This is a genomic window from Nocardia sp. NPDC051833, assembly GCF_040681225.1.
GTDB lineage: Bacteria > Actinomycetota > Actinomycetes > Mycobacteriales > Mycobacteriaceae > Nocardia.
The window spans coordinates 2302456-2326121 of the sequence record NZ_JBFAYK010000001.1; the positions used below are offsets into that span (position 1 = coordinate 2302456).

Consider the following 23666-nt stretch of genomic DNA (forward strand, 5'->3'; position numbering starts at 1 on the left):
CTCAGCGCCGGTGCCGTGGCTGCCAGACCACGAGCGCGGTGCTGCGCTGGGGCGGTGACAGGTCGGGCCGGTAGCCCGCCCGCAACTGCTCCAGCTCGGCGCTCATCTCCTCGACGCGCTGTTGCAGCGCCTCCACCTGATTGGTGAGCTCGATGATGCGCTTGATGCCGGCGAGGTTGACGCCCTCGTCCTGCGACAGCCGCTGCACTTCGCGCAGCAGCTCGACGTCGCGGGCCGAGTACCGGCGTCCGCCACCCGAAGTGCGTTGGGGGGTGACCAAACCCAGCCGGTCGTACGTGCGCAGCGTCTGCGCGTGCATACCCGCCAGCTGAGCCGCCACCGAGATCATGAAGAACTCGGCACGCGAGGTCCCACCCGACGCGGACTTCGGATTATCCGACATCAAGCACCCGCCCATCCTGCACGCGGATCGAAGCCACCGGCCCGCTCGGCCTCCTGATAGCGCTTGAGCGCATCGGTGGCGTCGGAGTCCAGGTTCTGCGGAACCGCGACCTTCACCGTGACCAGCAGGTCACCGGCGCCGCCCGCCGCGCCGCGCTTGGGCACACCACGACCGCGTACCCGCAGGATACGCCCGTCGGCGGTACCCGGCGGCACCTTCACGCCGACCCGGCCGTCCAGCGTCGGCACGGAAACAGTTGTCCCCAGCACCAATTCGCTGTAGCTCACCGGGAGCACCAGGGTGAGGTCGTCGCCCTGACGGCCGAACACCTTGTCCTGGCTGACGTGCACGGTCACGTAGAGATCGCCCGAGGGCGCCCCACGCAGGCCCGCTTCGCCCTGCCCGGCCAGCCGGATCTTCTGCCCGTCACTGACCCCCGGCGGGATCCGCACCGTGATGGTGCGGGTCCGGTTCTGGATGCCGGTGCCCGAGCAGTCGGTGCAGGGGTCGTCGATGATCGACCCGGTGCCGCGGCAGTCGTCACAGGGCTCGCTGAAACCGAACGCGCCCTGATTGCGGCTGACCACACCGGAACCGTTGCAGTGCGGACACACTCGCGGGCTGGTGCCCGGCTTGGCGCCGCTGCCGTGACACGTGGTGCACGGCGACGGGCTGGTCATCCGCAGCGGAACGGTGACGCCTTGGGCCGCCTCGCGGAAGCCCAGCGTCGTCTCGGTCTCCACATCGGAGCCACGGCGCGGGCGGCTCGCGCCACGCGCGCCGCCCCGGTTGAACAGCCCGCCCAGCAGATCGCCGAGCCCACCGTCGCCCGCACCGGCGCCGCCGGCCTGGCCGAAGATGTCACCGATGTTGAAGTCCTGCGAGAAGCCGCCGCCTGCGCCGGGGGTGAACCCGCCGCCGCCGTAGCCGCGCCCACCGCCGCCCGCGAACAGGCGACGCGTCTCGTCGTACTCCTTGCGCTTGGCCGGATCCGACAGCACGGCGTTGGCCTCGCTGACCGCCTTGAACCGCTCCTCGGCCTTGGTGTCACCCGGGTTGGAGTCCGGGTGCAGGTCGCGGGCGAGCTTGCGGTAGGCCTTCTTGATCTCGTCCTGCGAGGCGCCGGAGGAGACACCCAGCTCCTTGTAGAAGTCCTTCTCGATCCACTCCCGTTGGCTCACCGGGCATCTCCTCCTCTCGAGTTGTTATTGAGTGTCGCCGTCGGCATCCGAATCCGATGCCCCCACGGCCTCGGCATCGGTTACCCCGACCAGCGCGTGCCGAAGCACCCGGTCGCCGAACCGATAGCCCTTGCGCATGACCAGGCCGATCACCGGATCCGCGCCCGAACCCTCGTGCTGCACGGCCTCGTGCAGCGTGGGGTCGAACGGGTCACCGACGCCACCGAATTCGACGAGACCCTGCTTGGTCAGCGCGGTCTCCAGCTTGTCGGCGACGGCCTTGAGCGGGCCGGTCTCCAGGTCGCCGTGCGCCCTGGCCCGGTCCAGATCGTCGAGCACACCGAGCAACTCGGTCACCACGGCGGCCTTGGCCGCGTCGATGTTGGCCTGACGATCCCGCTCCACCCGGCGGCGGTAGTTCGCGTATTCCGCGGTCAACCGCTGCAGGTCGGCGGTGCGCTCGGCCAGCTCGTCGCTGACCGGCGCTTCGGCCTCGCCGTCGGTGGACGGCTCCGCCGCCGCGTCGGCGGCGGAGTCGGCATCGATGACGATGTCTTCGATCAGCTCCTGCTCGGAGTTGGCCTCGGTCACTTCTTCTCCGTGTCGACCGGCTCGTCCACGACCTCGGCGTCGACGACGCCGTCGTCATCGGCGGGGCCCGCGCCGTTGCCCTCGGCGGCGGCGTCGGCGGCCTGCGACTCGTAGAGCGCCTGGCCAAGGGCCTGCGACTCGGTCGCCAGCTTCTCCACCGCGGTCTTCACGGCCGCGATGTCGGTGCCGGCCAGGGCGGTGTTCGCCTCGGCGATGGCCTCTTCCACCTTGGACTTGATGTCGGCCGGGACCTTGTCCTCGTTGTCCTTGATGAACTTCTCGGTCTGGTGCACCAGCGACTCGGCCTGGTTGCGGGTCTCGGCCTCCTCGCGGCGGGCCTTGTCCTCGGCGGCGTGCGCCTCGGCGTCCTTGACCATCCGGTCGATCTCTTCCTTGGACAGGCCGGAGCCGTCCTGGATCTTGATCTTGTTTTCCTTACCGGTGCCCTTGTCCTTGGCGGTCACGTGCACGATGCCGTTGGCGTCGATGTCGAAGGTGACCTCGATCTGCGGCACGCCACGCGGGGCCGGGGGCAGGCCGGTCAGCTCGAAGGAGCCGAGCAGCTTGTTGTGCGAGGCGATCTCGCGCTCGCCCTGGAAGACCTGGATCTGGACGGACGGCTGGTTGTCGTCGGCCGTGGTGAAGGTCTCCGAGCGCTTGGTCGGGATGGTGGTGTTGCGCTCGATGAGCTTGGTCATCACGCCACCCTTGGTCTCGATGCCCAGCGACAGCGGGGTGACATCGAGCAGCAGGACGTCCTTGACCTCACCCTTGAGCACACCGGCCTGCAGGGCGGCGCCGACGGCGACGACCTCGTCCGGGTTCACGCCCTTGTTCGGCTCACGGCCACCGGTCAGTTCCTTGACCAGGTCGGAGACGGCGGGCATCCGGGTGGACCCACCGACGAGCACGACGTGGTCGATGTCGGCCACGTTGATGCCGGCGTCCTTGATCACCGACTGGAACGGCGCGCGGGTGCGGTCCAGCAGATCGGAGGTGATCTTCTGGAACTCGGCGCGGGTCAGCTGCTCGTCGAGGAACAGCGGGTTCTTGTCCGCGTCGACGGTGATGTAGGGCAGGTTGATCGAGGTCGACTGGCTCGACGACAGCTCGATCTTGGCCTTCTCGGCGGCCTCGCGCAGGCGCTGCATGGCCATCTTGTCCTTGGTCAGGTCGATGCCCGAGGACGCCTTGAACTTGTCGACCAGCCAGGACACGACGCGCTCGTCCCAGTCGTCGCCACCGAGGTGGTTGTCACCGGAGGTCGCGCGGACCTCGACGACGCCCTCGCCGATCTCCAGCAGCGAGACGTCGAAGGTGCCGCCACCGAGGTCGAAGACCAGGATGGTCTGCTCTTTGTCGCCCTTGTCCAGGCCGTACGCGAGCGCGGCCGCGGTGGGCTCGTTGACGATGCGCAGCACGTTCAGGCCGGCGATCTGGCCGGCTTCCTTGGTGGCCTGACGCTGGGCGTCCTCGAAGTAGGCCGGGACGGTGATGACCGCGTCGGTGATCTCCTCACCGAGGTACGCCTCGGCGTCGCGCTTCAGCTTCATCAGCGTGCGCGCGGAGATTTCCTGCGGGGTGTACTTCTTGTCGTCGATCTCGACGTTCCAGTCGGTGCCGATGTGGCGCTTGACCGAGCGGATGGTGCGGTCGACGTTGGTGACGGCCTGGTTCTTGGCAGGCTGACCGACGAGAACCTCACCGTTCTTCGCGAAAGCGACGATCGACGGGGTGGTGCGCGAGCCTTCCGAATTCGCGACGACGACCGGCTCGCCGCCTTCGAGAACGGAGACGACAGAGTTCGTGGTCCCGAGGTCGATTCCGACCGCACGAGCCATAGTGATTCCTCCTGTTTGACGAACTTGGGGGTAACAGTCTCAGTAACACTGAGTGTGGTGGGCTCAATCCTGCCCTCGAGATCCATCCCGAGTCAACCCAGACTTGAGTGACACACGCTCAATGTTGTCGATCTGCACAACCAGCAGCTGCGGCGATTCATTCCCGCCGCCCGAAAAAACTTCCCGACCCCGGGCCATTCTTGCGCCGACCTCGCTCAACCGCAGCACCCGACACCACATCGTGACCGGCTGGAGACCTCCGTCAGCGAGTGAGGCCGGGGTGGATGCCGGGACGCAGGCCGTTGCCCGCGGCGGTGCGCTGGAGGAGGTCGAGGAAGGCGGCCCGCTCCGCGGGGGCGAGAGGGGCGAGGAGTTCGGTGTCGAGGGATTCGACGACGGCTTCGGCCCGCGCCAGGAGGGCGTGGGCGGCGGGCAGGAGGTAGACGGCGTGGGCGCGGCGGTCGGTGGGGTGCCGACGGCGTTCGACCAGGCCGCGGGCCTCGAGATCGTCGACCAGGGTGACCATCACGTTGCGGTGGATGTCGAGCGCCTCGCCGAGTTCCTGCTGGGTGCGGCCGTCGTGCTGACCGAGCAGCTTCAGCATGCCGAAATGCCGGGGCTTGATATCGAGCGGGGCGAGCAGGTCGGCGAACCGGTACGCGGTATGGAAGCCCAGCTGACCGACGAGGAAGGCGGCGTGGGCGGACAGCGGGGCGGCGGCATCGGTCACACAGCGAGGATACCCAATCCATGCACGAGTAGTGATTGCACTCTTGTGTGATTATCACTTGAGGTGCATAGTTTGAGAGGTCTCCACCACCGACCAGAAGAGAGACCTCCCGTGACTTCCCCAACCACCACAGCGGACCCGCGCCGCTGGATCGCGTTCGCGGTGGTGCTCGCCGCCGGGTTCATGGACCTGCTCGACGTGACCATCGTCAATGTGGCGGTGCCGAGCATCCAGAGCGATCTGCGGGCCGAGTACTCGCAGATCGAATGGATCATCGCCGCCTACGTCCTCGCCTTCGCCGCCGTCCTCATCACCGGCGGACGGCTCGGCGACATCTACGGCCGCAAACGCGTCTTCCTGCTCGGCATGGCCGGTTTCACCCTTGCCTCGGCGGCGTGCGGACTCGCCATCGACCCGGATGTGCTGATCGCGGCCCGATTCGCGCAGGGCGCGATGGGCGGGCTGATGGTGCCGCAGATCCTCGCGATCATCCAGACCACCTTTCCGAAGGAGGAGCGGGCCAAGGCGATCGCCGTCTACAGCGGCGTCGGCGGCTCGGCCTCGGCCGTCGGGCTCGCCCTCGGCGGCATCCTGGTGCAGGCCGATCTGTTCGGCCTCGGCTGGCGGACGATCTTCCTGGTGAACATTCCCGTCGGCATCGCCGCGTTCGTCGCGGCCTGGTTCGTGATGTCGGATTCGAAGTCGCCCGCCGCGCCCAGGCTGGATCCGGTGGGCATGGTGCTGGCCATGGCCGCGGTGCTGCTGCTGGTGTTCCCGCTGGCCGAGGGTCGCAGGCTCGGCTGGCCCGCGTGGACCTTCGCGATGATGGCGGCCGCCGCCGGCGTGTTCGTGGCCTTCCTCTTCTATGAGCGCTCGCTGACGCGGGCCGGGCGCTCGCCACTGGTCGATCTCGGACTGTTCCGGTCCCGGCCCTTCGCCGTCGGCCTCGGCTCGTGGCTGCTGTTCTGGATCGGCATGGGCGGGTTCTTCCTGGTGTGGACGCTGTTCATGCAGGCCGGGCTCGGCTGGACACCGATGCGCGCCGGACTCACCGCCGTGTTCTTCGCGGTGGGGGCCGGAGTTGGCGCCGGAGTCTCGGTGGGCGTGCTGGCCGCGCGGTTCGGGCGCCGGGTGCTGATCATCGGCGCGCTGATCAACGCGGCCGGGTTCGGGATCTACGGCGCGATGGCCGTGCGCTACGGCAGCGAGTTCGCCTCGTGGCAGATGGTGTTGCCGCTGATCGTCACCGGCGCGGGCTTCGGCATGGTGGTCGCCCCGACGATCGACCTGCTGCTCGGCCAGGTGCCGCTGCGCGAGGCGGGCTCGGCGTCCGGACTGCTCAACACCGGGCAGCAGCTGGGGACCGCGCTCGGTGTCGCGCTCGTCGGGGTGCTGTTCTTCACTGTGCTCGACCATGATTCGGACCGGGGCGTAGCGGCGGTGACGCCGCAGATCCGCGCGGAGCTGGCCGCCGACGGCGTGCCGGTGTCGGTGCAGGATCAGATCGTCGCCGGGTTCGGGGCGTGCGTGGGCGACCGCTCGGCCCAGGCCGATCCGACCGTGGTGCCGGACAGCTGCCTGCCACCGACGAATTCTCCTGGTGGCGAGGAGGTCTCGCGGCTGCTCGCCGACGCCGGGGCCGAGGCCAACGCGGTGAACTTCGCCGAGACCTTCCGGTACACGCTGTATTACGGCATGGGCATCCTGCTGCTGGTCTGCCTCGGATTCTTCGCGCTACCGAAGGAGGCCAAACTGGAACAGCGCCCACTCGACCCCGAACCGGAAATCGTCACGGTATGAAACCCAGGGTGGGCGTGCGGGACAGCGCGCCCACCCGCTCCCGATCGGAGGAAGCACATGTACACCGTGGATCTGCTGATCGTCGGCCGCAGCCGTCGCGTCGTCGACACCGCCACCGCCTACCTCGCCACCGTCGACATCCACGCCATCGGCGCGACCGAGGACGACGAAGCCCTCGCCATCCTCGACCGGGAGCGGGTCCGGATGTTCGTCATGGGCGGCGGTGTGGAAACGGAATCCCGAAAGACACTGACAGCCAGGGCCGAGGAACGCGGGACGGCGATCATCGCCGCGAAGCGCGCCGGACGAGAGGTCGAACAGTACCTCGCCGAGGAAGTCGTCCCCCTACTCCGGGGCCAAGCTCACCGTTGACCGATATACAAGTTTTTATATACTTGGTTCGGTGAAGCGAATCGAGTTCGTTGGCACAGCGCTCGACGACCTGCGCGAGTTCCCGCTCGATGCACGACGCGGGTGCGGCTACCAACTCGATCGCGTCCAACGCGGCCTCGAACCGACGGACTGGCGGCCCATGCGGTCCGTCGGCCTCGGGGTATGCGAGATTCGGGTTCGCGAGGATTCCGGCGCCTACCGCGTCATCTACCTCGCGAGACTCGCTGACCGCATCCTTGTGTTGCACTGCTTTCAGAAGAAGACTCAGAAGACAGCGGCTTCTGATCTGGCCCTGGCGACGAAGCGGTACGCACAGGCCGATGGTGCGAGCAGGAAGGGAGAACGCTGATGGCGAACGAGACGTTCGACAGCGTGTGGGATGCGATCGAGGACACCCCACAGGAGGCCGAGAACATGCGGCTGCGGTCACGACTGATGAGCGCGTTGACCGAACATATCGAGGGGTCGGGCTGGACACAGGTCGTCGCGGCCGAACGACTCGGCGTGACCCAGCCGCGAGTCTCCGACCTGACCCGGGGAAAGATCGACCTGTTCAGCCTGGACGCACTGGTGAACATGGTCGTGGCCGCCGGGATGCACATCGAACTGAGCGTGCACGCTGCCTGAGGCAAGTGCCCCGGGGATTGGGGGCAGGGCGTGGGTGGGTTGGTGGGTTAGTTTCGGGGGATGTGGAAGCGTGGGATCTGTGGGTTGCTGGTGAGTGGTGCGGTGGTTTTCGGGGGCGCCGGGGTGGCGTCGGCGGAGACCGGGGTGGTGGCCGATGACGGGTGCACGTTCTCGTCGGTGGGTGGGTCGTGCAGTGACCCGGGGCCGGTGGGGCACGCGTTGATCGCGGTCAGGGAGTTCGCCAAGAGCCTCGGTTACGGGACCGGGAGTTCCTCGGGGACCGCGTACTTCATCTGACCGGGCGGGAGAGTTCGGCCAGGATTCCTTCGGCGCTGCGGGCCGCCGCGCGGCAGGCGGTGGCGGTGGCCTGATCGGCCAGCGGGTGCGCGGCCCTGGTGCGCCAGGTGCGCACCGCGCTGAAGGCGGTGGCGCGGACGGTTTCCAGGTCCACGTCGGCCGGGAGGCCGAGTCGCAGGTGGGCCGCCACGCCGGCGCCGCCGAGGATACGATGCAGGTCGGCGAGAACCGGTGCGGGCAGCGGGAGTTCGTCGGTGCGCAGGCGGCCGAGCAGACGCAGTTCGGTGAAACCGTGCACGTCGGCGAGCCGGGCCCGCACCCGGGGGCGGAGCTGGTCGGCCTCGGTGCCGGAGTAGGCGACGAGGATCCGGTCCAGGGTGCTCAGCGCCGAATGCGCCTTCAATTCCTCGGCGCGCTGGCCGAACTGGACCTCGAGCACCGAGCGCAGTTCATCGATACCGCTGCGCGCGGCCAATTCCGCGGCCAGCGAGGCGGAATCCCGCACACCGAGGCGAATCAGCATGGTGGCCATGCGGATACCGAACAGGCCGAAGCGATCCGCCAGCTGCGCCCGCAGTTCCGGCGCCACCGGCAGCGCGATATCGGCGCGGGCGAACCGGTCCGCCGAGAGCAGGGCGACACCGAGATCCTCCGCGGGGACCGTAGCCAGCGCCTCGAACGCGGCGAACTCCGGCTGCCGCAGGGTGGACGCGGCGAACGCGAGCAGCCCAGCCACCGGAATCACCGCCTGGCACAACCCGGTTCGCTCCAGCTCACCCGCGAAGCGGGCCGCCACATCGCGCGCGGAATGCAACGCGTCGATGCGGCCCGCGCCGATCTCGTCGGCGCGCGACACCACGCCGATCACCCCGAGCGGTCCGGCGCCACCGGCACCGGCGCCGATCTGTTCGAGGAACTGCACGTCGGTGGCGTCGAGGCGGCGCAGCAGGTAGACCACGGCGTCCGCGCCGGGCGCCGTGATCGCCGACCCGCGCGGGTCGGTCCCGGCGGCGGCGGGTGTGAGCAGCCGCGCGGTGCGCAGCGACACCTCACGCGACAGCGACGAGGTGCCGGGGGTGTCGATGATCGTGGTCTGCGCCAGCGCGGCCGACGGCCAGCCGACCTCGAGATGATCGACCTCGCGGGGGCGCCCGCCCTCCCAGTTCAGGGCGTTCAGGTCGAAGGTGAGGCCGTGCGCGCCGCTGCCGCGGCGCACGATCACATTGGCGCGGGCGCCGTCGGCCGCGTGCGCGGTGACGGTGGGGGTGGCGCCGTCGCGGTACCAGGTGACCACGCGGGTGCATTCCGTGGCGTCGGTCGGGGCGACGGCCTGCCCGACCAGCGCGTTCAGCAGCGTCGACTTGCCCGCCTTGATCGAACCGGCCAGGGCGACGCGCAGCGGCTCCCGCAGGCGGTACTCGCACTCGGCGAGCAGGGCGCGCGCGTACTCGTCCCGGCCGAGCATCCGCGCCGCCGCGCCGACCAGCTCGTGCGCCTCGGCCAGAATCCTGGGTGCGGCCTGCGGTGCGGCGGTGTCGAAACGGTGGGTCACCCAGATACCGTACCGTCGGCCCGTCCCAGCTCGGCTTGCATGGAATCCGCGTAGCGGCGCAACTCCGCGACGGCGGTCAGCTGGCGTTCGAGCACGACGGTGCGCTCGGCTCGGTGCGTCGCGGCCATCGTCGCCGCGTCCTGCGCGGCCCGCAGCGAGGCATCGATCGAGCGCAGGGTGCGCTCGGCAACCCCGGCGAAGTGATCGCGCAGGGCACGGTGGATGCGGTGCAGGCGGTCCTTGGTGTCCTTGCTCGCCTGGAACGCCACGTCGTCGAGGAAGCGGCGCACCTCCGCGTTGCCCTCGATCCGGCGGCGGGCCAGGCGCGCGGTCTTGTCGTCGCGATAGGCCTTGCCGCCCACGATCAGGCCGGCGCCGAGAGAGATCGGGTTCAGCATCGCCAGACCGGCGAAGGTGGTGGCCAGGCCGACCATCAGGACGCCGCCGTAGGAACCACGCATGCCGACCAGCACCTTGCTGGCGAAACCGATGTCCGGTTCGAGGTCGGCCAGGGAACCCGAGCCCGCCAGATTGCGCTCGTCGTCCATGCCGGTGTGGACATCGGGCAGGTCGACGGCGCCGACCTCGGCGAAGTGACCGGCGATGCGTTCGGCGAGCAGTTCGGCCCGGCGATGGGTGAGCAGCAGGTTGTCGCCCAGCGCGGTGTCGACGGCGCCGGTGAGCCACTCGGCGATCGCGCCCCAGTGCCTGCCGGGGTCGTGGTCGTCGATCCACTCCTGACCGGTGCGGGCGACGCCGCGCAGGCGCTCGCGCAGGTCGTGGTCGACGTCGCCGACGAGGTCGGTGATGCCGTCGGTCAGCGTCTGCTGCCAGCTCGCGGTGCGGCGCTGGAGATCCTCGGCGGCCGCGCGCGCCGCCTGGAGCTCGGTGACGGCGGCCGAGCCGAGTGCGGGATCACGCAGCGCGACCAGCTCGCTGCCGAGCGCGAGTGCCAGATGTTCGGCCGCCGAAGACAATTCGCGGGCGACCGCCTGACGGGTGGCGACCTGATCGCGGGCGACCACCCGGTCGCGCAGGAAGCCGAAGAGCGCGCCGAAGCCGGACTCCGCGCCGAGCTGCGCGTCCTGCAGGCGCAGCGCGTGCGCGCGCAGCAACGCCGACACCGGGATCAGCGAGACGTCGGTTTCCGCGCGGGTCAGGTGCGCGCGATCGGCCTCGAGCACCTGGTGCCAGTGCGGATACAGGTCGGTCTTGGTGAGCAGCACCGCGACCGTGGGGCACAATTCGCGGATCTGCCGGAGGAAAGTGAGCTCGGGGGCGGTGAGCTCGGTGGAGGCGTCCGACAGCACCAGCACCGCGTCGGCGGCCGCCGCGATGCCGAGAACACCTGCGGCGCTCGCATTTCCGTGACCACCGACGCCCGGGGTGTCGATGAGTACGACGCCGTCGGCCAGCAGCTGGTTCGGCAGTTCGGCCTCGATCCGCACCACCTGCTTGCCCTGGGCCAGCCGGCTGCGCGGATCGACGACGCCGATCTCGTCGAACGGGATCTCCACCCGCGACTCGTCGACGCCCGGCGCGGTGAGGACCAGGAACGCGCGCTGCTGCTCGCCGTAGGCCAGTTGCAGCGGGAGGACGGTGGTGGTGTCGTCACCGACCCGGCACACGTCCAGCCCGAGCAGCGCGTTCACGAACCGGCTCTTGCCCTGGCCGAGCTGGCCGGTGACGACGATCCGGTGCCGCGGATCGCGCACCCGGACCGCGACCTTCTCCAGGCGCCCGACCAGGTCGTCACGACCAGCGGCGCGGGCCGCTGCGACGGTGTCGGTCAACACCGTCGTCAGCGGCACCGCGTTCGGTGCGAGAGTCCCCATCGCAGCGCCCGTTTCGCTCAGTGGAACAGTCCGTCGGTGTGGGTGTCCACACCGGTCTCGGCGACAGTACTCGACTCGCCGAACAGCGACGCGTCGCCTCCACCGAGGGCCGAACCGTGCAGGCCGGAGCCGAACGCACTGGACACATCGACCGAGGACCAGGTGTCGGCCGCGGTCGTCACCGCCCCCTGCGCGGTGCCGCCGAGCGCGCCCGACGTGTCGGTGTGCGATGTTCCGGTGAGGTCGCCGGTCACGGCGGTGCTGCCCTGGGTCGCCCCGCTCACCGTGCCGCCGAGCTGCGCGCCGGTGCCCGCCGCGCCGGACAGGCCCGCCTGCGTGCTGCCCGCGACCGAGCCGGACAGGCCGGTGCTCGCGTCCACCGCGCCGCCGAGGCCGGACTGGGCACCGCTGGCCACCGAACCCGTCAGGCCCGTGCCCGCGTCCACCGCGCCACCGAGGCCGGACTGCGCACCGCCGGCCACCGAACCCGTCAGGCCCGTGCCCGCGTCCACGAAGCCGCCGAGACCGGCCTGCGCGCCACCGGCGGCCGAACCCGCAAGGCCGACACCGGTTTCCGCCAGACCCGACAGGCCGGACTGGGCGCCACCGGCCACCGAGCCCGTCAGGGCCGTGCCCGCGTCGACCGCGCCGCCGAGACCGGCCTGCGCGCCGCCAGCGGCCGAACCCGCAAGGCCGACACCGGTTTCCGCGAGGCCCGACAGGCCTGTCTGGGCGCCGCCGGCCAGGCCGAGGCCGGAATCCACGGCGCCGCCGAAGCCGGCCTGGGCGCCGGTGGTCAGGTCGGTGCCGAGGGTCGCGGCGGTGTCGAAGCCGGCGCCGGTCGTGGCGGACAGGCCCGTTTCCAGACCGGAGGAGACCTCGCCGCCGCCGGTGAGCAGTCCGTCGAGCCCGAAGCCGCCGCCCGCGCCGCCGGTCAGGCCACCGATCAGGCCGGTTCCGGCCGACGCGGCACCGCCCAGCCCGGTCTCCAGACCGGTCCCGAATTCCGCACCGGCGCCGACGGCGCCGTCGAGACCGGTGATCGCGGTGGTGGTCGCCGCCGCGCCGAGGCTGCCCGCGGCCTGCGCACCGGCCGAGGCTGCCGCACCCAGCCCGCCCGCCGCGGTGGTCGCGCCGCTCACGCCGGCGTTCAGCCCGCCGCCGAGCTGCGCGCCCGCCTCCGCGCCGAGACCGGCGGCGCCGTCCACCAGGCCGTCGACGCCGGCGGTGAAGTCACCACCGGCACCGACGGCCCCGGTCAGAGCCGTGTCCAGCCCGGTGCCGAGCGCACCACCGGCACCGGCCGCACCGGTCAGCGCACCGTCGAGTCCGGCACCCGCCGCACCCGTCAGCGCACCGCCCACACCGGCGCCCACATCCACAGCTCCGCCCAGCCCCGCCGCGAGATCGGTGCCCGCGCCGACCGCCCCGGTCAGCGCACCACCGACCCCGGCGTCGACCGCACCGCCCAGCCCCGTCTCGAGACCGGCACCCGCACCCAGCGCACCCTCGAGACCGGCGCCCACCGACCCGCCCACACCGGCGGCGACATCGGCTCCGGCGCCCACCGCACCGTCGAGACCGGCACCGACGGCACCGCTCAACGCACCGCCCGCACCGGCGGCGAGGTCAGCACCCGCGTCGACTGCGCCACCGAGACCAGCACCGACCGCGCCGCCCAGCCCGGTCTCGAGACCAGCGCCCGCACCCAGCGCTCCCTCCAGGCCCGCACCTACGGCACCGCCCACACCGGCGGCAGCATCGGTTCCGGCGCCCACCGCACCACCGAGACCGGCACCGAGCGCACCGTTCAGCGCACCGCCCGCACCGGCACCGAGGTCAGCGCCAGCATCGACGGCACCGCCGAGACCTGCACCGAGCGTGCCGCCGAGCCCACCGCCGACGGCGCCGTCCAGCGCACCACCGAGTCCGGCACCGGCACCCAGCGCACCTTCGAGGCCCGCACCGACCGAACCGTTCAGGCCAGTCGCGAGATCGGCGCCCGCACCCAGCGCCCCGTCGAGACCCGCACCCGCGCCCAGGGCACCTTCGAGACCGACGCCTACCGCACCGTTGAGGCCGGTCGCGAGATCAGCGCCCGTACCGAGTGCGCCATCCAGACCGGCGGCAAGATCAGCACCCGCGCCCACAGCACCGTTCACAGCGCCGTCGAGACCGGCACCCGCGTCGATCGCACCGTTCAGCGCGCCGCCCGCACCGGCAGCGAGGTCAGCACCGGCGCCGAGTGCGCCGTCGAGACCCGCACCCGCACCCAGGGCACCCTCGAGGCCCGCACCGACCGCACCGTCCAACCCGGTCGCGAGATCAGCACCCGCACCCAGCGCTCCATCGAGACCCGCGCCCAAGGCACCCTCGAGGCCCGCACCGACCGCACCGTTCAGGCCGGTCGCGAGCTCCGCTCCCGCACCGAGTGCGCCATCGAGACCCGCGCCCACACCGGCCGCACCGTTCACGGCGCCACCGAGACCAGCGGCAAGATCAGCACCCGCGCCCACAGCGCCATTCAGCGCACCGTCCAGACCCGCACCGGCACCAGCCGCGCCATTCAACGCGCCGCCAAGACCGGCCGCAAGATCAGCACCCGCGCCCACAGCGCCATTCAGCGCACCGTCCAGACCCGCACCGGCACCAGCCGCGCCATTCAACGCGCCGCCAAGACCCGCGGCGAGATCAGCGCCCGCGCCTACCGCACCGCCCAGACCAGCGCCGGCCCCGATCGCGCCGTTCAGCGCGCCGTCGAGACCGGCAGCGAGATCAGCGCCCGCACCGACAGCGCCGTTCAGCGCACCGCCGAGGCCCGCACCGGCACCAGCAGCACCGTTCAGCGCGCCACCCAGACCGGCTGCGAGGTCGGCGCCCGCGCCTACTGCGCCGTTCAGGGCACCGTCCAGACCCGCGCCGGCCCCGATCGCGCCGTTCAGCGCGCCGCCGAGACCGGCCGCGAGGTCGGCGCCCGCGTCCACCGCGCCGTCGAGACCGGCGCCGATCGCGCCGCTCAGGCCCGCGCCGGCGCCGATCGCGCCGTTCAGGGCACCACCGAGACCGGCGGCGATGTCGGCGCCCGCGCCTACTGCACCGTTCAAGCCTGCGCCGATCGCGCCGTTGAGGCCCGCGCCCGCACCGATCGCGCCGTTCAGGGCACCGCCTAGGCCGGCGGCGAGGTCGGCGCCCGCGCCTACGGCGGCGTCGAGGCCGATGCCGGTGCCGAAGGCGGCGGCGATGTCGGTGGCCAGTTCGCCGCCGACGTTCACGCCTGCGCCGATGTCGGTGTCGATGTCGACGTTCGCGCCGGTGACGGCCGACAGGGCGGCTTCCAGGCCCGCGCCGACCTGGGCCGCGGCGCCCGCGACGGCCGAGGCGGCCGCGCCCAGGCCGACGTCGAGGCCGATGCCGAGCTGGGCGTCGGTGGCGGTCGCCGCTGTCACGGCGGCGGCCGCGGTGGCCGTCGAGGCGAGGGCGGCGGTCGTGCCGGCCGCGGCGCCGGCCGCGACGATCGCCTGCAACTGGGAGCCGCCGCTGACCAGCGCGGATTCCGCCACCATCGGGGCGACGGCGGAAATATCCTCGGGCGTCACGTCGAGCCCGGCCACAGTCAGGGCCTGGCACGGGTTCGCGCAGTAGCTCGCGGCGGCCTGGGGGTCGCGCAGCAGGTTGAGGATGAATTCCAGAATCGCATTCGGTGTCATCGAGATCAGCTCCTCCAGATCATGGGCGATCCGTTGTCGTCGGAATGTCTTTCACGCTAGGTCCGCGAGCCGTTACAGGTAACGGGGCGAATACCTAGTTCACGAGGGGCGTCCCCCATTAGGGGCGCACCGCCGATTAGGGGAATTTCCCCGTACTTCCCCCGGCACAGGTAACAGCTGTCCCCTAGCAACCGACAGTTCGAGTGGGACGCCGACCACCCCGGCGATCTCGCTGTACTCACCTTTTCCGGTCCGCCGGAAGTCCTGCGAACGGGGTTGTCCAATGACAGAGCGGCTGGCGCTCGGCATTACCGTCGGGGCCGCGAATTCGGTCGCCGCGGCCACGACGGCCGACGGGTCCGGAACCACCGTTCGCGCGCACCACAGTGCCCTGCTGCTCGGCGCCGACGGCTCGACCGGCTTCGCCGACGCCGCCCAGCACGGGCGCGGCGTGGTGGTCGACGACTACCTGTCCCGCGTCGGCGACCCGGTAGACCTGCTGGCAGAGGACGGTTCCAGCCACGACGCGGCCGATCTGGTCGCCGCCGCGACCCACGCGCTGGTCACCGAGCTGGCGGGCCGGGCGAGCACCGAGGCGACCATCGTGGCCTGCTACCCGGCGTGGTGGTCGGAACCGACCGTCGAGACGACGCGAGCGGCGCTCACCCGCGCGGGCCTGCCCGAGGTGACGCTGGTGCCAGAGCCGATGGCCGCGGTGCGCCGCTACGAGATGGAGAACGGTCTGCTCGACGACGGCGCGCTGGCCGTCTACGACCTGGGCGCGAGCGGCCTCACGGTCACGGTGTTACGCACCGGCGACCAGGCGGGCATGCTCGGCGCACCCCTGCACAGCACGGCGATTGCCGGTACGGAATTCGATCTGCTGACGATGCGCTATGTTCTGGCTAACGCGCTGGACGGTCAGGATATCGATCCATTCGACCCCGTTGTCGAGGCGGAATTATCGGCCTTGCGAGCCCGCTGCAGAAATGCGAAAGAAGAGCTCTCCAGAATTACCGCGACGGTGATCCCGGTGGGTCTGCTCGGGGCCGCGCACACCGCACAGGTCCGGCTGACCCGCGGTGAACTCGAAGACCTGCTGCGCCCGACCCTGTTCGATTCGATGAACCTGCTGCACGACGCGGTGCGCCGCGCCGGACTCGCCATGGGCGATATCAGCCGGGTGCTGCTCACCGGCGGTGGCGGGGCGATCCCGCTGGTCGCCGAGCTGATCTCGACCGAGTTCGGGCTGCCGGTCGCCGCCTGCGCCGACCCCGCGTCCTGCACCGCGCACGGCGCGGCCGAAATCGCCCTGGACGTGGCCGCGGTCTCCGTGCCCACCGAGGCCATTCCCGCCGCCGTCGTGGCGCTGCCCGCGGTGGCGGCCCCGGTCGTCGACGACATCGCGCTCCCGGCGGACGAACCCGCCCCCACCAAGATGTTCACCGCCAAACGGGCGGCGATCATCGCGGCGGCCGCGGTGACGATGGCCGCGCTGGCCACCGGCACCCTCGCGCTCGGCGGGGTCACCACCCCGTCCACGCCGAGCGGGCCCGTCGCGACGACGAGCGGGGCGCCCGTGCCCGGTGCCACCGCCGCCACCAGCACGGGTGGCGCGTCCGGTGCGGTCAACGGCACCGACTCGACCGTCGCCGACCCGACCCGTCCCGGCGCACCGAGCACCGCGACGCCGCCGGGCCAGACTCAGGCGGGCACCACGCAGCCGGGGACGCCGGGCAGCTCTCCCGCGGCCGCGGGCAGCCCGGCACCGGCAGGCACGCAGGCGGGCGACAGCCCGGCACCGGCCCCCGCGGCCGGACAGCCCGCTCCGGCCCCCCAGCAGCCCGCCGAACAGGCCCCTGCCCCGGCACCGGCTCCAGCGCCCGCTCCGGCCCCAGCGCCCGCCCCCGCCCCGGCCCCGGCACCGGCACCGGCGCCCGCCCCGGCACCCACCAGACCGACGATCCCGCCCATCAAGGTGAACCCCGGCGACCTGCTCGACGGCGTTGGCGGCGCGGTCGACGAAACCCTCGAGACGGGCACCCAGCTGCCGGGCCAGATCCTCGGAGGAAATGGTGGCTGACATCGCCCTCGACTCCCTGCCCAGCGCGCGCACCGTCATCCGCGAACTCGATACCGCCGACAAGCAGCCGGTGCTGCTGATGATCCGCGGCCGGGCCGGAACCGGAAAGTCCGTGCTGCTCAACGCGGTTCGCTCACATCTGCGCGATCGCGGCATCCCGATGACCGACTCGGTGCACGACGACGCGACCGACCGGGCCGTGCTGATCGCCGACAACGTGCACCGATACAGCGCCGTCGACCTGCGAAACCTCTGCGCGGCCATCGAATCCGGCCGCCGCTCGGTGGTGCTGGCCACCCAGCCGCGCCCGCACGATCCCCGACTACGCGCCCTGTCCGACATCGTCTCCCGGCACGGCCGCACGGTGGAGCTGCGCGCGCTCGGCAGCGCCGACACCGCGTCGTTCGCCAGGGAACTCGGGGTGGCGGTGTCGCAGCCGCTCGCGCTGCGCATCCATCAGCTCACCGCGGGCATTCCCGGCGGCGTCGTCGCGGCGCTGGCCGCCGCTCGCACCGCCCCGCTGGAAACCTGCGTGACCGCCGTCGACGAGGCGATCACCGCGTGGACCCGATCGATGCTCGACGCGGCCGAACCCGAGCTGCTCGACACGCTCGTGATCGCCGCCACCGGAACGGGTTTGGACGCCACCGAACTCACCGAGGTGCTCGGCGTCGACACCGCCACCGCCCACGATCTGATCGACCGCGCGCGAGCGGGCGCGCTGGTCACCGACGCCGATCTGCTGCTCACCCCCGCCGTCGGCCCGCTGCGCATCCTGCTCGGCGACCGCCGCTATGTCGAGGTGCAGCGGCGCCTGCTCGCCGCGCGACTCGACGCGGGCCTGCTGCGTGACTGCACGGCGCTGATCCTGGCCGAGTCGGGCGTGGTCGACTCGCGCCTGGCCGAATTCCTGTGCCGCACAGCGGAGAAATCGGGACAGCCCGCGCGCTACTACGCGGCCGCGGCCGCCGCGGGTACCCCGGTCGAGTCGATCGCGCTGCGCTGGGCCGAGGCCGCCGCGCGCGCGGGCGACGCCGACACCGCGCTGCGGCTGGCCCAGCCACTGCTCACCGCGGACGGCATCGCCGCCACCGATCTCGTTGCCGCCGTGCGCATCTGCGCGGCCGTGCTCACCCGTCGTGGTCTGGTGAGCCGCGCGGCCGGGTTGTACACCTGGCTCGGACCCGATCGGGTGGGCGCCGACTGGGCGCCCGCCGCGATGGTGCTCACCCTGGCCGGGGAGACCGCGGGCGCGACCCGGATGGCCGCCGCGGCCCAGCTGTGGCCACCGACCGAGGCCGACGCGGGCGCGCGGCTCATCGCCGGTGCCCTGCACGAATCCCTCGACCCGCACGGAACCGGAACGGCCGCCGCGATTTCCGCGCTGATCCAGGCGGGCAACACCGACACCGACGACCGTTACCTCCCCTGCTCGGCCGTCTCGATCGCCACCCTGCTGTGCCTGGGCACCGGCGAACCCCGCCGCGCGGGTGACGCGCTTCGCCGCGCCGCCGGCCGGGGCGCGGGTACTCAGCTGCCCGTGCTCACCGCCTGGGCCGCGCTGCTCGGCGGCGACGAGCAACGCGCCGCGAACACCCTCGCCGAGGTCGACATCGCCGCGCTCGAACCGCGCGATCAGCTGCTCGCGCACGCGCTGGCCGTCGGCCTGGCCCGGCGCGGCGGCGACCACGCGGCGCTGACCCGCGCGTGGCAGGCCGCCAGCCCGCTGTTCGACGAACTGGAAGCCGACCTGCTGAGCCTGCTGCCGATCGGCGAACTGTGGCTGGCGGGCCTCCGGTTGCGCGATGTGCGCCGGATCGAACCGCTCGTCGACGCGGCTCGCGGATTGCTGCGCAAACTGGGCCGCGCGCCCGCCTGGACCAACCTGTTCCACTGGTACGGCGTCCAGGCCGCGCTCGCCGACGAATCGCCCAGCGACCTGCTCCCGCACGCCCACGCGCTCAAGACCGCCGCGGCGGCGGGCGACCAGCAGGCCGCCGCGCTGGCCGACGCGGGCCGCACCTGGGTGCTCGTGCTGCGCGGTCAGGTCGTGGCCGCCGAGGTGCAGGCCGCGGTGTCGGCGCTGGCCGAGTTCGGTCTCACCTGGGACGCCGCCCGCCTGGCCAGCGAGGCCGCGCTCGCCGTCGGCGACTCCGCCACCGCGACCACCCTGCTCAAACTGGCCCGCTCGGTGCGCGTGCGGGCGCAGCCGGTGGAACAGCCACTGCCCGCGGCCCAGCCGCTGCCGCAGGGCACGGAGCAGCCCGCCCCGCGCCCGCCCGACACGGCCGCGCTCAGCGATCGCGAGCGGGAGGTTGCCGAGTTGGTGCTGCTCGGTCTGACCTATCGGGAGATCGGCGCGCGGCTGTACATTTCCGCCAAGACCGTGGAGCATCACGTCGCGCGAATCCGACGCCGGATAGGCGCGCGCTCACGATCCGAATTATTGTCAATGCTCCGCGCCATGGGACACGGTTCACTGCTGGTGTAACACGACGCGGCCTGTCGTCGTCGCCCGAAGCGAGGTAAACCGGATGGCCACTGGGGTCGGCCTGCGCATCGCCGATGACGAGTGCATCGCGGCGGTGGTCACCGAGGACGGCACGGTGCGGCTCGTCGAACGCGACGCACTGCTGCACATGTCCGACGAGGGCGACGCCGCGCTCGGCGGACCGGCGCCCACCGGGCACGCGCACTCGATCGCCGGTTTCGTGCGCGCGATCGGCGACCCGGCGGGCATCGATGTCGACGGCGGCGAGGCCTACCGCGCCGAGGACCTGCTGGCGACCGCGATGTTCTGCCTGATCGACCTCACCACCGAGCACCTCAGCGGCCCGGCCGAGTTCTACGCGACGCATCCGGCGCAGTGGACGCCCGAGGTGGTGCGCGGCGTGCGCGAGGCGCTGGACTATCTGGGCCTGAAGTCGGTGGCGCTGCTGGGCGAGGACGAACTGCCCCCGCCCGCCGACGGCATCGATCCCGGCCGCTCGTTCGCGACGTCGGCCGCCGAGGCCGCGCTGGTCGCGGTGCTGGCGACGCCGGCGGGCGCGACGCCGCCCGATCCGATCGTCACCGAGAACTCCCTCGTCGTCACCGACGTGATCCCCGCGCTCGCCAGGCCGGCGGCGACCGCGCAGGCCTATTCGGCGGCGATGCCGGTGACGGCGCAGCCGACGAAGGCGCTGGCCACCCCGACCTCGGCGCTGCCGGTCGTCGCGGTGGAACCGCCGGAACCCCAGCGCAGCCGGACGCCGCTGCTGATCGCCGCCGCCGCGCTGATCGGGCTGCTGCTCGGCGGCGTCGCGGTCTCGGTGATGCTGCGCGGTAGCGACACCACCCCGCCGCCACCGATCTCCGACGCCCGCCCCGATTCGCTGACGGTGACCCCGACACCCGCGCCCGCGCTGCCCCCGCCGCCGCCGGTCGTCGAACCGAGCACGCGCGCGCCGGTCGTCACCACGACGCCCGAGCCCGAGCCGGAGCCGTCGACCAGCACCGAAGCGCCGCCGACGACCACGCCGGAACCGACGACCACCGACCCGTCGACCCCGCCCGGCCGCAGCACGACCCGCCCGCTGCTGCCGTTCCAGACGTACCCGCCGGGGTATCTCCCCTCGCCCATGCGGATTCCCGGATACAACTGATCCGGTGCGGGGGTACGGTAACCGCGCCCTCCGCGCGCCCGTGCCCTAGAGTGATGCGCTGATCGACATCACAGCCGCCGGCGGTGGTCTCGATCACTCGTGCCGACGAAGGGATTTCATGCGCAAGTTGGTGGCGCGTCGCGCCGCAGTCAAGGCAGCCTCCGCCGGTTTCGCCGCGACTGTTCTCCTGGCACCTCTGTTCGGCCCCGGCGTCGCGACCGCGGAACCTTCGGCGCCCCTTCAGCTTTCGGCCGACGCCTTACCGGCCGAGCTGGTGACGGCACTCTCGCGCGACCTCGGGATGACCCCGACCGAATACCTCGACCGCGCCGCCCGCGCGCAGCAGCTGCGCGACTACGCCAGCGACTTCCGTGCCGAGAACCCCGACACCTTCGCCGGCGCCTGGATGACGCCGGAGGGCAAGGCCGTCATCGCCGTGACCAACGCCGAGGCGGGCAAGATCGCCGCGGCCGACGGCTACCAGACCCACCTCGCCCCGATCTCGGCCGGCGGCCTCGAGGGCGCGCTTGTGCAGCTGGCCCAGTGGATCGCGAGCCTGCCGCGCGAGATCTCGGCGCCGATCAGCTCGATCGCCATCGACGCGCTCAACAGCCAGCTGGTGCTCAACATCGCCAACACCGGCCCCGGCCACCTGCTCAACCTGCCGACCCTGATCGCCACCATCAAGGTCGTGCTCTCCCCCGGCGGCGGCGGTCCGGTCGAGTACAAGCCGATGGGCGGCGACACCTACATCACCGCGACCAAGGACCTGCACGACACGACGCTGCGCGGCGTCGACGTCTGCTCGTTCGGCTTCAACAGCACCGATGCCGCGGGCAACGCGCTCAACATCTCGGCGGGCCACTGCAACCCGAACGTGGACAACGGCGGCACCGCGCCGGTCTACGTGCCGAACGTGCGCGACATCCCGAACAGCCCCGAGGTCGGCTCGTTCGCCAAGGCCGTGCTCGGCGGACCCGCCGCGCTGGACTACTCGGTGATCAAGCTGAACGAGCGCGCGGTCAACGCGGGCATGGACCAGCCGCGGGTGCGCGGCGCGAACGGGACGTCGCTGTACATCACCGGCACCGCCGAACCGGTCACCGGCGCCCCGGTCTGCAAGACCGGCCAGTCCTCCACCTTCACCTGCGGTTTCGTCTCCGCCGACCATGTGGAGACCCAGCTGTTCACAGCCGAGGGCGTCAGCAAGACGATCCGCGGCTTCGCCAGCAGCGCCTGCACGCTCGGCGGCGACAGCGGCGGCGCGATCGTCACCGGCACGCTGGCGCTCGGCATCACCAGCGGCTCCAACGCCGCCGAGGCGCCCAACTGCACCGAGGCCAACACCCAGCTGGCCCCGTACGGCGGCACCGCCTCGCTCGGCGTGCCGATCCGGCCGATCCTGGCCGATATCGAGGCCACCTCCGGTGGGGGTCTCGGTAGTGGAATCGCAGTGCGTACCAAGCCGAACGCAGGCTGACCTCACAACAAATCGCCGGACCGGACCGGGTGAGCGAAATCTCTTGCCCGGTCCGAGTAGGCATAACCCGCTCCAGCCCATATAGTTCGATCATGCTCCTGCCACGTATGGGTCGCACCCCGTCCGCGCGAAGCTCGAGAAGAGCTCGGAAGTCCGTGATCGCCGCTTCGGCGGCGATTCTGCTGTTCGGCCCCACCATGGCAGTCGCCGACGCGCAGCCCGCGCCCGCTGCCGACCTGCCCGCGCAGCTGATCGAGGCGGTCACCCGGGATCTGAAGATCTCCCCCGACGAGTACCTGCGCCGCGCCGATGTCGCGCAGCAGGTCGCCGCGTTCTCCACCACCGCGCAGCGCCAGTTCCCGCAGGCCTTCGCCGGCGCGTGGCTCAACGACGCCGGTAACGCCGTCGTCGCGCTCGCGCAGGGCCCCGGCGCCGACCAGGCCCGCGAGGCCGCCCAGTCGGCCGGTTTCGAGGTCCGCAACGTCGCCAAGAGCGAGTCCGCGCTGCGTGGCGAGAAGACCGCGTTCGAGAACTGGCTGGCCGCCGCGCCGCCGGAGGTCGCCAACCTGGTCCGTGGCGTCGTCATCGACACCGTGAACAACGCCATCGCGGTGCGCGTGGAGCAGGCCGGCCTGCCGCTGCCGAGCTTCATCGACCCGTCCCGTGTCGTCGTCACCGCGCCGCCGGTGGCGGGCGAGCGCGTCGACCTGTCGGCCACCCCGGTCGCCGGCGACGGCAACGGCGCCCTGGCCGGCGGCGACGGCTTCGCCTCGGTGATCGGCCGCAGCTCGCTGCGCTGCTCGCTCGGCTTCAACGGCACCGACCGCGCGGGCAACGTCATCAACATCTCGGCGGGCCACTGCAACCCCGACATCGGCTCGGCGGGCACCGGCAACGCCGCGGCCGTCTACGAGCTCAACGGTGATCGCGCGGGCGCCCAGCTGGGCACCTTCCAGAAGTCGGTGCTCGGCGAGCAGGACTACTCGATCATCCGGATCAACGACAACGCTCGCGCGCGCTTCGAGAACAACCTGGTCCGCGTGCCGGGCAACGCCCCGATCGCGGTCGACGGCGTGGCCACCCCGGTCGTCGGCGCCCCGGTCTGCAAGTCGGGTTCGCGCACCGGCTTCAGCTGCGGCATCATCAACGGCGTCGACCAGACCGTTCAGGTCGGCGACCGTCAGCTCACCCAGAGCTTCTCGGCCAACATCTGCGCCCTGCCCGGCGATTCGGGTGGCGCGATCGTGACCGGTCGCCTCGCCCTCGGCATCTCCAGCGCGTCGTCGGTCGCCGACTACCCGATCTGCGAGATCCCGAACATCATCGGCGCGATCACCGGTGACGTCCCGCAGCTGTTCGCGCAGCCGCTGAGCGTCGTCCTCTCGGACAATCCGGGCCTGGCGGTCCGCACCAACTGATCGCGGGTCACACCGCAGGCACAGAGCAGCCTGAAAAGGCCGGTAGCAGTGCGCTACCGGCCTTTTCGGTGTCCAGGGCATGCT

General features: G+C 71.7%; 18 protein-coding genes. 10 read left to right on the plus strand and 8 right to left on the minus strand.

What is annotated here, in order from left to right; genetic code table 11:
* Window position 1: 1 nt before the first annotated feature.
* The 5 genes from AB0L91_RS10420 to AB0L91_RS10440 all read right to left on the minus strand — a co-directional run bounded on the left by AB0L91_RS10420 (window position 2) and on the right by AB0L91_RS10440 (window position 4746).
* Window positions 2–403, minus strand: a complete 402-nt coding sequence (locus AB0L91_RS10420; protein ID WP_365008884.1) for a helix-turn-helix transcriptional regulator — start codon at window positions 401–403, stop codon at window positions 2–4.
* Window positions 403–1584 (minus strand): molecular chaperone DnaJ, encoded by a 1182-nt coding sequence (dnaJ, locus tag AB0L91_RS10425; protein ID WP_355274804.1) that lies wholly within the window; start codon window positions 1582–1584, stop codon window positions 403–405. Before dnaJ ends, AB0L91_RS10420 begins: the two co-directional genes overlap by 1 nt.
* 24 nt (window positions 1585–1608) lie before the next feature.
* Window positions 1609–2130: a nucleotide exchange factor GrpE gene (gene grpE / locus AB0L91_RS10430; RefSeq protein WP_357344169.1), complete on the minus strand. Its 522-nt coding sequence runs from the start codon at window positions 2128–2130 to the stop codon at window positions 1609–1611.
* A gap of 41 nt (window positions 2131–2171) precedes the next feature.
* Window positions 2172–4016, minus strand: a complete 1845-nt coding sequence (dnaK, locus tag AB0L91_RS10435) for a molecular chaperone DnaK (protein WP_355274807.1) — start codon at window positions 4014–4016, stop codon at window positions 2172–2174.
* 262 nt (window positions 4017–4278) lie between these two features.
* Window positions 4279–4746 (minus strand): MarR family transcriptional regulator, encoded by a 468-nt coding sequence (locus tag AB0L91_RS10440; RefSeq protein WP_365008888.1) that lies wholly within the window; start codon window positions 4744–4746, stop codon window positions 4279–4281.
* Between the two features lie 111 nt (window positions 4747–4857).
* Here AB0L91_RS10440 and AB0L91_RS10445 point away from each other — a divergent pair, with 111 nt between their 5' ends.
* Genes AB0L91_RS10445 through AB0L91_RS10465 form a run of 5 tightly spaced genes read left to right on the plus strand, consistent with a single transcriptional unit; the run spans window position 4858 to window position 7863 of the window.
* Window positions 4858–6546: an MFS transporter gene (locus AB0L91_RS10445; RefSeq protein ID WP_365008890.1), complete on the plus strand. Its 1689-nt coding sequence runs from the start codon at window positions 4858–4860 to the stop codon at window positions 6544–6546.
* Between the two features lie 57 nt (window positions 6547–6603).
* Window positions 6604–6918, plus strand: coding sequence for a hypothetical protein (locus tag AB0L91_RS10450; protein WP_365008891.1), 315 nt, complete (start codon window positions 6604–6606; stop codon window positions 6916–6918).
* 31 nt (window positions 6919–6949) lie between these two features.
* Window positions 6950–7288, plus strand: coding sequence for a type II toxin-antitoxin system RelE/ParE family toxin (locus AB0L91_RS10455; RefSeq protein WP_365008892.1), 339 nt, complete (start codon window positions 6950–6952; stop codon window positions 7286–7288).
* Window positions 7288–7566 carry an XRE family transcriptional regulator gene (locus tag AB0L91_RS10460; protein WP_365008894.1) on the plus strand — a complete coding sequence of 93 codons (279 nt, stop codon included), beginning with the start codon at window positions 7288–7290 and terminating at the stop codon, window positions 7564–7566. Before AB0L91_RS10455 ends, AB0L91_RS10460 begins: the two co-directional genes overlap by 1 nt.
* A gap of 60 nt (window positions 7567–7626) precedes the next feature.
* Window positions 7627–7863, plus strand: a complete 237-nt coding sequence (locus AB0L91_RS10465) for a hypothetical protein (RefSeq protein ID WP_357342198.1) — start codon at window positions 7627–7629, stop codon at window positions 7861–7863.
* Here the strand turns inward: AB0L91_RS10465 and AB0L91_RS10470 are convergent.
* The 3 genes from AB0L91_RS10470 to AB0L91_RS10480 all read right to left on the minus strand — a co-directional run bounded on the left by AB0L91_RS10470 (window position 7856) and on the right by AB0L91_RS10480 (window position 14957).
* Window positions 7856–9328, minus strand: a complete 1473-nt coding sequence (locus AB0L91_RS10470; RefSeq protein WP_365011237.1) for a dynamin family protein — start codon at window positions 9326–9328, stop codon at window positions 7856–7858. The two genes, AB0L91_RS10465 and AB0L91_RS10470, sit on opposite strands and share 8 nt — an antisense overlap.
* Window positions 9329–9411: 83 nt before the next feature.
* A complete protein-coding gene (locus AB0L91_RS10475; RefSeq protein WP_365008897.1) occupies window positions 9412–11250 on the minus strand; it encodes a dynamin family protein in 1839 nt (612 codons plus the stop codon).
* 17 nt (window positions 11251–11267) lie between these two features.
* Window positions 11268–14957, minus strand: a complete 3690-nt coding sequence (locus AB0L91_RS10480; RefSeq protein ID WP_365008899.1) for an IniB N-terminal domain-containing protein — start codon at window positions 14955–14957, stop codon at window positions 11268–11270.
* Between the two features lie 283 nt (window positions 14958–15240).
* Between AB0L91_RS10480 and AB0L91_RS10485 the strand changes: the two genes are divergently transcribed.
* From AB0L91_RS10485 to AB0L91_RS10505, 5 genes are all read left to right on the plus strand, one after another.
* On the plus strand, window positions 15241–17040 hold the full coding sequence (locus AB0L91_RS10485) for an Hsp70 family protein (protein ID WP_365008901.1): 1800 nt from the start codon (window positions 15241–15243) through the stop codon (window positions 17038–17040).
* On the plus strand, window positions 17030–19531 hold the full coding sequence (locus AB0L91_RS10490) for a LuxR C-terminal-related transcriptional regulator (RefSeq protein ID WP_365008904.1): 2502 nt from the start codon (window positions 17030–17032) through the stop codon (window positions 19529–19531). The genes AB0L91_RS10485 and AB0L91_RS10490 overlap by 11 nt, the downstream gene beginning before the upstream one ends.
* Window positions 19532–19574: 43 nt before the next feature.
* Window positions 19575–20684, plus strand: a complete 1110-nt coding sequence (locus tag AB0L91_RS10495) for a hypothetical protein (protein ID WP_365008906.1) — start codon at window positions 19575–19577, stop codon at window positions 20682–20684.
* Between the two features lie 118 nt (window positions 20685–20802).
* Window positions 20803–22164, plus strand: a complete 1362-nt coding sequence (locus AB0L91_RS10500; RefSeq protein ID WP_365008908.1) for a S1 family peptidase — start codon at window positions 20803–20805, stop codon at window positions 22162–22164.
* A 155-nt stretch (window positions 22165–22319) separates the two neighbouring features.
* Entirely contained in the window at window positions 22320–23582 is a 1263-nt protein-coding gene (locus AB0L91_RS10505; protein ID WP_355274836.1) for a S1 family peptidase, read from the plus strand.
* The last annotated feature ends 84 nt before the right edge of the window (window positions 23583–23666 follow it).